At 67.2% G+C, this 9,871-nt stretch carries 8 protein-coding genes and 4 pseudogenes; 7 read left to right on the top strand and 5 right to left on the bottom strand.

The window, feature by feature from the left end; genetic code table 11:
• Positions 1–2: 2 nt before the first annotated feature.
• Complete coding sequence (locus tag ACFYTE_RS23715) at positions 3–488, top strand: DUF2247 family protein (RefSeq protein WP_388713737.1); 486 nt, start codon at positions 3–5, stop codon at positions 486–488.
• A gap of 82 nt (positions 489–570) precedes the next feature.
• Here ACFYTE_RS23715 and ACFYTE_RS23710 read toward each other — a convergent pair.
• Positions 571–1,242, bottom strand: a pseudogene (locus ACFYTE_RS23710) (tyrosine-type recombinase/integrase); the annotation flags it as partial.
• Between the two features lie 157 nt (positions 1,243–1,399).
• Here ACFYTE_RS23710 and ACFYTE_RS23705 point away from each other — a divergent pair.
• Positions 1,400–1,840 (top strand): hypothetical protein, encoded by a 441-nt coding sequence (locus tag ACFYTE_RS23705; protein ID WP_388713734.1) that lies wholly within the window; start codon positions 1,400–1,402, stop codon positions 1,838–1,840.
• Between the two features lie 212 nt (positions 1,841–2,052).
• Here the strand turns inward: ACFYTE_RS23705 and ACFYTE_RS23700 are convergent, their stop codons facing one another.
• The 4 genes and pseudogenes from ACFYTE_RS23700 to ACFYTE_RS23685 all read right to left on the bottom strand — a co-directional run bounded on the left by ACFYTE_RS23700 (position 2,053) and on the right by ACFYTE_RS23685 (position 4,172).
• Positions 2,053–2,748, bottom strand: coding sequence for an ISAs1 family transposase (locus tag ACFYTE_RS23700; RefSeq protein WP_388713732.1), 696 nt, complete (start codon positions 2,746–2,748; stop codon positions 2,053–2,055).
• Positions 2,749–2,935: 187 nt separating this feature from the next.
• Positions 2,936–3,199 (bottom strand): annotated as a pseudogene (locus ACFYTE_RS23695) (transposase family protein); the annotation flags it as partial.
• 232 nt (positions 3,200–3,431) lie between these two features.
• Positions 3,432–3,677: pseudogene (locus ACFYTE_RS23690) on the bottom strand (transposase); the annotation flags it as partial.
• Between the two features lie 147 nt (positions 3,678–3,824).
• Positions 3,825–4,172 carry a DoxX family protein gene (locus ACFYTE_RS23685; protein WP_388713892.1) on the bottom strand — a complete coding sequence of 116 codons (348 nt, stop codon included), beginning with the start codon at positions 4,170–4,172 and terminating at the stop codon, positions 3,825–3,827.
• Positions 4,173–4,314: 142 nt separating this feature from the next.
• Here ACFYTE_RS23685 and ACFYTE_RS23680 point away from each other — a divergent pair, with 142 nt between their 5' ends.
• The 5 genes and pseudogenes from ACFYTE_RS23680 to ACFYTE_RS23660 all read left to right on the top strand — a co-directional run bounded on the left by ACFYTE_RS23680 (position 4,315) and on the right by ACFYTE_RS23660 (position 9,842).
• Positions 4,315–5,283: a TRM11 family SAM-dependent methyltransferase gene (locus ACFYTE_RS23680; RefSeq protein WP_388713730.1), complete on the top strand. Its 969-nt coding sequence runs from the start codon at positions 4,315–4,317 to the stop codon at positions 5,281–5,283.
• Positions 5,284–5,481: 198 nt separating this feature from the next.
• A complete protein-coding gene (locus tag ACFYTE_RS23675; protein WP_388713727.1) occupies positions 5,482–5,640 on the top strand; it encodes a hypothetical protein in 159 nt (52 codons plus the stop codon).
• Positions 5,641–5,986: 346 nt separating this feature from the next.
• Positions 5,987–7,954 (top strand): annotated as a pseudogene (locus tag ACFYTE_RS23670) (recombinase family protein); the annotation flags it as partial.
• 480 nt (positions 7,955–8,434) lie between these two features.
• On the top strand, positions 8,435–9,058 hold the full coding sequence (locus tag ACFYTE_RS23665; RefSeq protein WP_388713725.1) for a TetR/AcrR family transcriptional regulator: 624 nt from the start codon (positions 8,435–8,437) through the stop codon (positions 9,056–9,058).
• Between the two features lie 82 nt (positions 9,059–9,140).
• The gene (locus ACFYTE_RS23660) at positions 9,141–9,842 is read left to right on the top strand and encodes a ribonuclease HII (RefSeq protein ID WP_388713723.1); all 702 of its coding nucleotides are present in this window, start codon (positions 9,141–9,143) and stop codon (positions 9,840–9,842) included.
• The last annotated feature ends 29 nt before the right edge of the window (positions 9,843–9,871 follow it).

Raw genomic sequence — 9,871 nt, 5'->3', positions numbered from 1 at the left:
CGATGGCTAGGTTCAAGATCCCCGGTAGCTTTATTGTGGATCGAGTGGATCTGACGACCAGGGAAGTCGCTTACGGGAAGCGTTGGGGGTGGTTGGATGATCCTGCCATCGTGCAGATTTACCTGCACAAAATGCAGGCCGGCCGCCCGCTGGCTGAGGTAGAGGAAAGGTGGGCGCTCGCTCTCCAGGAGGATATCCGATCCGGGGATCTTCCGGACCTTTCGCCTGAGGATTTGGGTGACTCCCGCGAGCTGTCCGCCGTGTGGATCTATCTCTCGCTTGCCTGGCTCTATCAGGGAGGCTTGAGCGAGCAGCAATTGTTCGACGCCATTGAGGAGTTGTATTCGGACTTTGAGTACCCTGAGGAGATGGAGGGCTTCGTGAAATACATGCCTCCCCCTCCTGGGGGTAAGGAGGGAATTTCAGGAATGGTGGAAAGGCTAGAATCGTTCCTGAGGTACTCAGAGGACCTGTATCGGCGACGGTGAGTACTGGCACGGCGGAGATGGGTACATCCCCGCCGCGCCACACCACCGATGACACCTCGACCGCCCCGCCCCCGGGTTTGCGCCGCCACGTGGTGCTTGCGGCCTCACGCTCGCGCTGCGGCTGTTCGTGGTGGTGCCTCAGTGACTGGAGGCAGCGGGCGGGGAGGGCGATGCGGCGCTCGGAGGCTCGGGTCTTGGTGGGCAACGTGGTGAGTCCGCCTGTGCTCGTGCGCTGCAAGGTGCGGGGGACGGCAGCCGTGCCTCGGGCGACATCGAGGTCTTCCCAGCGGAGGCAGAGCAGTTCACCTTTGCGGAGTCCAGTGTGGAGCGCCAACTCGAACAGGGCATGGAGCCGGTGCCCGCGCGCGGCTCTGAGGAACTGGCGGGCTTCGTCGGCGGTAAGGGGTTCGAAGCGTCGGGGACGGGGTGTGCCGGTGCGGACGTTGCGGGCGACGTTGCGCGGGATCTCCTCCTCGCGAACGGTGTGCTCCAGGGCGGACTTGAGCACGGCATGGACGTAGGTGAGCGTCGGCGGCGAGAGCAGCTTGCGGCGGCACCGGCCGGTGGCACAGCAGGGAGCGTGATCCCGCCGGGCGTCGATACCGCGCGAGCAGCACTGGCAGGTGGTGCGGAGCTGGTTGAGCCAGGTACGGACGTCCTTGGCGGTGAGCTTGGCCAGCTTCTTCTGCCCGAGGCCGGGGATGAGATGGAGCCGGGCGACGGCGGTGTAGCGGGTGTGGGTGTTCTCACGGAGCTGGCCCTGGTCCTCATGGTGGGTATGACCTCTGGCCGGACCCGGAAGGCGATCACATCGATTCGCTCCACGCTCGCGGTCTACCAGCGACGCCGTGTTCCCGGCGCCGCGCACAGCTATCCCGACGATCACAGCCACCGCACCACAGGTAGGAAACATGAGTAGCGTCCCCGACCAGGAGATCCCCGAGGACGAGGTTCCTCCGCTATTGCTGCGAATGATTCCGGAGTCCGCCGGGTTCATTGCCGAGAAATACCACCAACCTGCGGAAGCGGCCGTCCTGACGCAGGACGCGCTCCTCGATCTGTACGAGCTGCTGACCGAATGCTTCACAGCGCCGGTGCTGATGCCGCAGTTGAAGAGCGCAAGCCCGGATACGGACCTGCTTGAGCGGTGCTGGGACTTCGTGGAGCACATCGTGTCCCACTCCTCGGAACTTGTCCGCGGTGCCGTGTACTTTGAGGTGCTCGAACAGCTCCTGAACGCCGACGGCCTGGTGGAGGCTTCCTGGCCCTACATGAAGGAACGGACGCGGTCGCGCACCCTCTCGATGCTGGACTTCTACGACGTCCGTTTGCTCGGTATCAATCGGCGTTGAAGGGTGTCCTGTAACTGCTTCGAGTGAACCCAGCTACCCGGTGATCCGGCCGCCCCGGCCTGCTCATGCGTCGGATGGGGAGCGCGGGAAGTCCGCCCCAGCGGTCGAGACTGGCTGGATGCCGGGTCGGGTGCCCGCGTTCTTGGAGATTCCAGAAGGTGGCCGCAGCTTCCTTCACCCTCAGGGCTCCGGCAAAGTTGTTGATCAGGCTGTCAGGGGTAGGTTGATAGGATGGTCGGTGGTGTGTGGTCGGTGGCGTGTGGTCGGTGGCGTGTGTGTGCCTGGTGCCGTAGGGCGGCGGCGATGTTGTGGTGTCCGTCCAAGCGCAGCAGCGTGATCGCGGTGTTGCGCAGGCCCGCCATGACGCGGCGTGCGTTGCCGGTGCGGATCTGGGAGCGGTCTTCGTCGAAGGTGACGTCGCGGACCCGGTGCAGGCGGTTCTCGATCTCCCAGTGCGACTGCGTCCATGCGGCCAGGACGGCGGGCGGCCCGGTGCGGGCGTCCGCGCTGGTGATCAGGTAGACGATCTCGATGGTCCTTCGGCTCTTGCGGGTGACGGTGCGCCGCAGTTGGGCGACTTGCCCGGCCCCGGCGAACCCGACCCATGCCGGCACGTCGACGACCTTGACCGTGCGAGTGGCGCGGCGTCCATGTCCTCGGTCCGTCCTGGTGACGGCGGGTATCGAAGTCCAGGGGAGCGCCTTGAGCTGTGCGTACAGCGACTTCTGATTCGCCTTCACGGTCAGGACGTAGTCTCCCCCGGCCCTGGTCACCAGGGTCGCGGTGTCGTGCTGGGTGTGCAGTGCGTCCATCGTGACGACCACGCCGTCCAGGCCGAAGAGTTGAAGCAGTTCCCGGGCGGCGGGGATCTCGTTGCTCTTCTCGCTCACCGCGACCTGGCCGAGCACCGCCCCGGACCGTGCGCGAGGGCGGCGACCAGGTGCGGGGCCGCGGAGCCGCCGCCGCGTGCGCCCGGACCGTCTTGCCGTCGATGGCGATCACCCTGCGGCCCGCGACACGTGCGGTCCTGGTCTGGGCCCAGGCTCCCAGCACCGCATCGAGATGGTCCGCGTCGAGGCAGGCGAACAGGCGCCGCAGCGTTGATTCGTCCACCCCGCCCCGCTCCAGGCCCAGCCGTTCCAGCGCGACACTTCCCGCGTCCCGGGCCCACTCCCCGATCGCGGTGAACCCCCGGGCTCCGGCCACCACCGCGCACACCGCCACCGCGATCAGAGCACCCACCGGGTGCCGGACACCGCGCCGACGGCGCGGATCAGGTATCCCGGCAAGCAGCTGGACGAGGAGCTCATGATCCGGGGCAGGCGTGCGAGCAGGGGCAGGGATGAGGGACGATGGCATGGCGCGGGCGTCATCCCCTGCTCGGACGGTAAGGCGTAGGAACCTCCACCCAACCGGACTGGACTACGCCCGCGCACCTCTTCCACCCCGCAAAATCCCACGCCACAGGGCTACAGAACGACTTTGCCAGGGCCCTGGGGGCGGGGCCGGCCGCATTGATTGGAGCGGGACGCGGTGGCGCGGCGGTGTGTGACCAGAGTGCGGTGCCGGCGCAGGGCCGTGTCCGGTCGCACCGGCGTTCGCAAATAAGGATGATCCGGTGGGCACGGGCGGCGGTCAGGTCGTGGGCATGGCCCGGCAGCGCAGGGAAGAGTCACGGCAGTCGGCCGCTGGGGTCGGTGACGACCTGCACATTCACGCCGTGCCAGCGGTGATTGGCCGAGTAGTCCGCCCGCCCGTCACCGACGCGGTCGCACTCGGCGAGGGTGCCGTCCAGCAGGACGAAGTCCGGGTCGGCCTCGCACAGGGCCTTGAGCAGGTGGCTCTGTTCACGAATTGCGACAGCAGATGTACACCTCGCCGAGCAGCGCGTAGATAGCGGCGTGTTCGATGTTCGTGAGAAATGACAGCGGTCGTGGGGCGGCCGGCCCTGTAGTCGCATCCACCGGTCGAGGCCTGGGCTCGATCACAGCCGGGTGGCCAGCCAGATGGCCACGGCCGCGGTAACGGTGAGCCCGGCGTTGAGTGCGATCCGGCGGTCTTCGCCAGTCAGGTGGACGGCGATCGCGCCGGTCTGCAGGAGTACGAAGCCGATGGCCGCGGCCGTCGCCAGCGAGGGAGCGATACCGGTCAGCGGCGGCAGGATCAGGCCGGTCGCGCCGAGTATTTCGACCGTCCCCAGCGCCCTGAGGGCAGGCAGGGGTATGCGGTCGACCCAGGCCATCATCGGTCGGAGTTGATCGCGGCTGCGGATCACCTTCAGCGTGCCGGCGTAGACGTAGAAGACGGCGAGCAGTCCCGCGACGACCAGCACATCGTGGTCGTCTACGGCCACCCGGCCGGCGACCGCCTGGTACCCGCGCTGCCCCCGGACGCCTCCCGTGGCGTCGCGCACTGCGACCTGATCGCACTGTCCGCGATCACCCATGCCTAGACCAAGGAACAGGAGACCCGCCATGCCGTCCCCCCTCTCGGTGTGGAACACCGCCCCCACATCCGCCCCCGCCCAGCGTGCCGACCGCTACGTGCACGGCTCCGCCGCTCACCCGGCCAAGATGCTCCCGCAGATCGCCGCCCACGCCATCGCCAGCTACACCCGTCCCGGGGAACTGGTCCTGGACCCCATGTGCGGCATCGGCACCACCCTCGTTGAGGCCATCCGCCTCGGCCGCCACGCCCTCGGCACCGAGTACGAACCACGCTGGGCCGACCTGGCCCGCGCCAACGTCGCCCGCACCCAGCAGGCAACCGGAGGTGGCAGCGGACACGTCGCATGCGGCGACGCCCGTCACCTGACCCACCTCATCGACGACTGCCATCACGGCAAGATCGCCCTCGTCGTCACCTCACCGCCCTACGGGAACTCGGTGCACGGGCAGGTCCGCTCCACCCGCGAGACCGGCGAACGCGGTGTGGTCAAGAAGTACTACCGCTACAGCCACGACCCCTCCAACCTTGCCCACGTCTCCACCGACCGGCTCCTGGAAGCCTTCACCGAGATCCTCACCCAGTGCCGACGCGTCCTTCGCCCCGGCGGCACCGTGGTCGTCACCACCCGCCCCTGGCGCCAGGGCGGTGAACTCATCGACCTGCCCTCCGCCGTCCTCGCCTCCGGCCAGGCCGCTGCGCTGACCCCCGCCGAACGCTGCGTCGCCCTCCTTGCAGGAATCCGCGACAGCCGGCTGATCACCCGCCCCTCGTTCTTCCAGATGAAGAACGTCCGTGACGCCCGCCGCCAGGGCATCCCCCTCGCGGTCGTCCAGCACGAGGACGTACTCGTCTTCACCCGGCCCGGACAGCACAGCGCTCCGAGAACAACGACACACACGTCGAGGTGCACGGCCACAACAGCTTGCAGGTCGGCGACCCCAGCCGCCGTCCGCTCCCGCACCTGCACCGGAAGGGGCCGCTGTGGCGGCAACTGACCTTCCGATCGGCAGCCTGTCCTCCGGAGTCAGCGGCCTGGACTCTGGCGTCCAGGCCGCGATCGGAGGCCACATCGCCTGGCACGCCGTTCCCGGAACCCGACGCCTCTCCGCCGGGTTCGTCGAATGGACCATGGGTCTCGGCGAAGGCTGGGTGACTGCGGTCCCCGGCCCCTCGCAAGCTAAAGATCCTGCTCTGTGGCGGAAGGCATCGTGGTGAATGAGGAGCATGCCGCGCGCGTCGGCCAAGTCCACCTTCAGCGCGTCCTGATCGGCGCGATCAAGCCCGGATCACTCTGCTCGGGAATTGGCAGTGCTTTCTTCGGTCCTGATGTCCCCCTGAGCGGTGACCGCTGATGGAGGCAAGCCAGACGCCAGCCCCACAGCAGAGCGAGGGCCGTGGCCCGCACGCCGATCCAGAGCATCCCGCCGATCCCGCAGAGCACGGTCTGGATCCCCCAACCTCGTCGACCAGGGGATCGAAGCGCGGGGCGGGTGATCCCACCGCCATCGTGGAAGTCGGTTGCGTCACCATTCGGTGGCGTGCGGGCCGCTGGAGCCGGACTGAGCGGCTCCGCTTCGCTCGGGCCCTGTTCGGCAACGCCCTGCGGGAAGACGGCGATCACGCGCTTGGAGAGCAGTAGCTGGCCTGGTCGGAGGTTTGCAGCGCTCTTGCGGGAGCGGAGCTACGCTGCCGGTCCGCATGCGATCACGGCTGCGGCGCAGCGCTCCGATATCCAGCCATTCCAGAACAAATGGGATGAAAATGACAAACCTTGTGGTGGGAGCCGTCGACACCGCACTTCGGTCCACATCCGCTCCTCCGCTCCGAGCCGTGGACTACCTGCGGGTGTCCACCGAGGAGCAGGTCAAGGGCTACGGCATTACCTACACGGGCAAGAAGACGGCCAAGTACATCGAGGCGAAGGGATGGTCACACACCGACACCTACGCCGATGAGGGCTTCAGCGGGAGCTTGGAGGCGCACAAGCGGAAGGACCTCCGCCGCCTCATGAGGGATGCCCGCACCGAACCCCGCCCGTTCGATGTCGTCGTGGTCTATGAAGAGCGGGCCATCGGCCGCCGAGGACGAGCGTTCTGGCCGTGGGGTTGGGAACTGGAGGACCTCGGGGTCTTCGTGGCGGTCGTGAAGGACGACTACGACAACACCACCCCTGCGGGCCGCTCGAAGATGCGCAAAGGGGCCGACTACGCGGAGGACGAGCGGGAGAAGATCAGGGACCGCACACAGGGCGGCCTTCAGGAGAAGGCGGAAGAAGGCGGCCATACCGGCGGGACGGTGCCGTACGGCTGGCGGATTCAGGACCAGGGAAAGAAGGGCGAGAGCTGGCTCGTGCTGGACCTGTACGAGGAGGAGGGCGTCCCCAAAGGTGAAGCGAATACCTTGCGGCGCGCGCTGTACCTCATCGTGCACGAGCTCAAGAACTGGACTCAGGCTGCGCTCGTCCTGAACTCCGAAGGGTTGCTGACGCGCTCGGGAGCCCCTTGGTCCCGAGAGAATCTCCGGGCACGTGTGATGTCCCGCGCGGTACTTGAAGGAGTGCAGGTGTTCCGAGACGCGCGTTCCAAGGACGCACGATCCGGGCGCGGGACCAAAGTCGACAGGGACGGCAACCCCGTCTTCGGAGCCACGGTAGTCATCAAGTTGGACGAGGTGTTCACGAAAGACGAAGTCCGCGAGCTGAAAGAGGCAGCCGCTCGAATCGGCACGCAACGGGCGTCGCGTGAGCGCTCGCATGCCTATCCACTGTCCAAGCGCATCGTGAGCTGGTGCGGCGCCCACTACGTCGGGCAGATCCAGACGACTACGGGAAGGCGCAAGTACATCTGCTCGGGCAAGCAGCCCCGTCATGCCGGAAGCCCGGTGTGCGCCTGCAGCCAGATCGATGCGGAGCGGATCGAGCAGGAGGTGTGGCGGCGCGTCAGCAGGCTCCTCAAGAGCCCGGACGCGCTGATGGAGCTGGCCCAGGAATGGGTCGATGCCACGCTGGGCGTCCGAAGCGGCCAGGGCGACCGTATCGAGGAGCTCGATGCACAGATTGCGGTGCAGGAGAAGGCGATCGCCACGGTGATGTCTGTGACGGCCGTCCAGGCCGCGCAGCAAGGTCTTGATCAAGATGCCGCGACCCAGCTCGTGACCCAGACCACTGCCTCCATGAACGCCGAACTCGGCCAGCTGCGCAAGCTCCGCGGGGAAGCCGTCGCATGGCAGCGAGAGAACGAGGCCGCCGAGCGCCGAGCCAGGGACCTTCGCGCCCTTGCCGAACGGGCTCGTGTCCAGATGCCGTCCATGAACAATGAGGATCGGGCGGACGTCATCGATCTTATCGACCTCCGAGTCACACTCCAGAGCCCTGTCCCCGTACGCAAGGGACGCTCGGGCTGCGCCGTCGGCACGTGGTTCAAAAGCCGCGGCCTGCTCATTCCGGTCGAGGTCCCCGATACGGCGTGGGCGCTCATCCAGCCGCTTGTCACCAGGACCGGCCGGGGATCGGGAAAGTCCACTGACCTACCGGCCCGTGAAGCCGTCGAGGCGATCCTGTGGAAAGCGCGGATGGCGAAGACATGGAACGAGGCCGCTTCGCGGATGGCTCATGGTGTGGGCAAGTCCCTCATGAGCCGCTGGACCCGTTGGGGCGCGGACGGCACATGGGAGCGCGTGGTGGAGGCGCTGGCGGAGGTACAGGGGATTCAGACGGTTCCGGTGCCCGAGCCATCGAAAGAGGCGCCGTTGCCTGAGATGCTGGTCGAGGGCGTGGTCGACCCCCGTTTGTTCCACACGGGCGATGGCGATGTCGAGGACGGTGAAACACGCGATGGAACCGGCGCGTCGAGTACCACCATGAGTTGGCAGGCCGCGATGACAGTGAGCGCGATACCGGAGTGCCCCTTCCGGTCGGTCGCTCCTGGTGTTTTGTCCTGAATGAGTTGAGAGGTTGTCACTATGGGTCCCCCGCGAAGGCGTTAGTGAACGCTCGCGTTCACTGTCGCGCCAACGGTAGTGAGTCCCCAACAGAGAACGCAAGCGTTCACTTAATCCTTACCTGCGCGTCGCGTCCCCCGCTGTCGCCGTGTGATGCGCCCCTTGTGTCGGAATTCCCGCCTCCCCTTGTCTGTTGGAGAAATCCAGATGGTTACCTCGCACTGGAGCGCCGCCCCCGCTCGGGCGGCCTCCCTTCGCCGGCGCGGCGCCGTACTCGAAAGCGCGATCCTCGATGCCGCCCTGGAGCAGCTCAGCACCGTCGGCTGGAACGGCCTCACGATGGAGGGGGTCGCGGCCGGTGCTCAGACCGGCAAGGCCGCGGTCTACCGCCGCTGGCCCTCCAAGGAGGATCTCGTCGCCGACGCCCTGCAGGCCGGTCTGCCGCGGATGGACGAGGCCCCCGACCTCGGGAGTGTGCGCGAGGATCTGCTGGCCCTGTGCCTCCAAGCGCGCGACGCGATGTTCTCCCGCCCCGGCTTTGCATTGCGCTCGGTGATTCACGAATGCGACACGATGCAGGCGGAGCGCTTCCACAGCGTGATCATCGGGGGTGTCGTGGAACCGGCGATCAAGCTGCTGCACGAGATCATCATCCGCGGAATCGCGCGCGGAGAGGTGCGCCCCGACGCGGCGAACAGCTATGTCTGCGACGCCATCCCGGCGATGATGATGTACCGCACCAAGATGTGCGCCAGTGAATGGTCCGATCGTGACGTCCAAGAGATGATCGACCAGTTGATGCTGCCGCTGCTCCGGCCCGAGGGGGCCTGACTGCGGGGTGTGGCCGCACCCCGGCCGCAGTGGTGGGCCGGGGTGTCGCCGGAGGATCCGGGCGGCGTACGCTAAGGGCGCCATGCCGTACGAACCGCCTACTCACACCGTCGAGCGCTCCCTCCGCGCCACGACCGGAGCGAAGGTCATTGCCGGTGTCGACGAGGTGGGGCGCGGCGCGTGGGCCGGACCCGTCACCGTCTGTGCAGCCGTCACCGGACTTCGCCGGCCCCCCGAGGGTCTCACCGACTCCAAGCTGATCACCGTCAAACGGCGCACAGTGCTGGCCGAGACGCTGCGGACCTGGGTGACCTCCTACGCCCTGGGCCACTCCTCCCCGCAGGAGATCGACGAATTGGGGATGACGGCGGCCTTGCGGCTCGCGGCCGGGCGCGCCTTGGAGGCCCTTCCGGTCCGCCCCGACGCGGTGATCCTCGACGGGAAGTACGACTACCTCGGCACGCCCTGGAAGGTACGTACGGTGATCAAGGGCGACCGGTCCTGCGTGGCGGTGGCGGCGGCCTCGGTGATCGCCAAGGTTCAGCGCGACAAAATGATGGCCGAACTGGGTATCGACCATGCAGACTTCGGTTTTGCGGACAACGCGGGGTATCCGTCTCCCGTGCACAAGGCCGCACTGGAGGAGCGGGGCCCCACCCCGTACCACCGGTTGTCGTGGGCGTATCTTGATGCGCTGCCCCAGTGGCGGCACCTCAAGAAGGCCCGCAGCTGGGCGGATGGAAGCGTTCCAGAGGTCGAGGGCCAGCTCGGCTTCGACTTCTGACGATTCCACTCGCACTGTTGTGCCACCCG

Origin of the sequence: Streptomyces sp. NPDC004629 (genome assembly GCF_042873595.1) — a bacterium.
Classification (GTDB): Bacteria; Actinomycetota; Actinomycetes; order Streptomycetales; family Streptomycetaceae; genus Streptomyces.
This window is presented reverse-complemented; position numbering and strand designations above follow the sequence as displayed.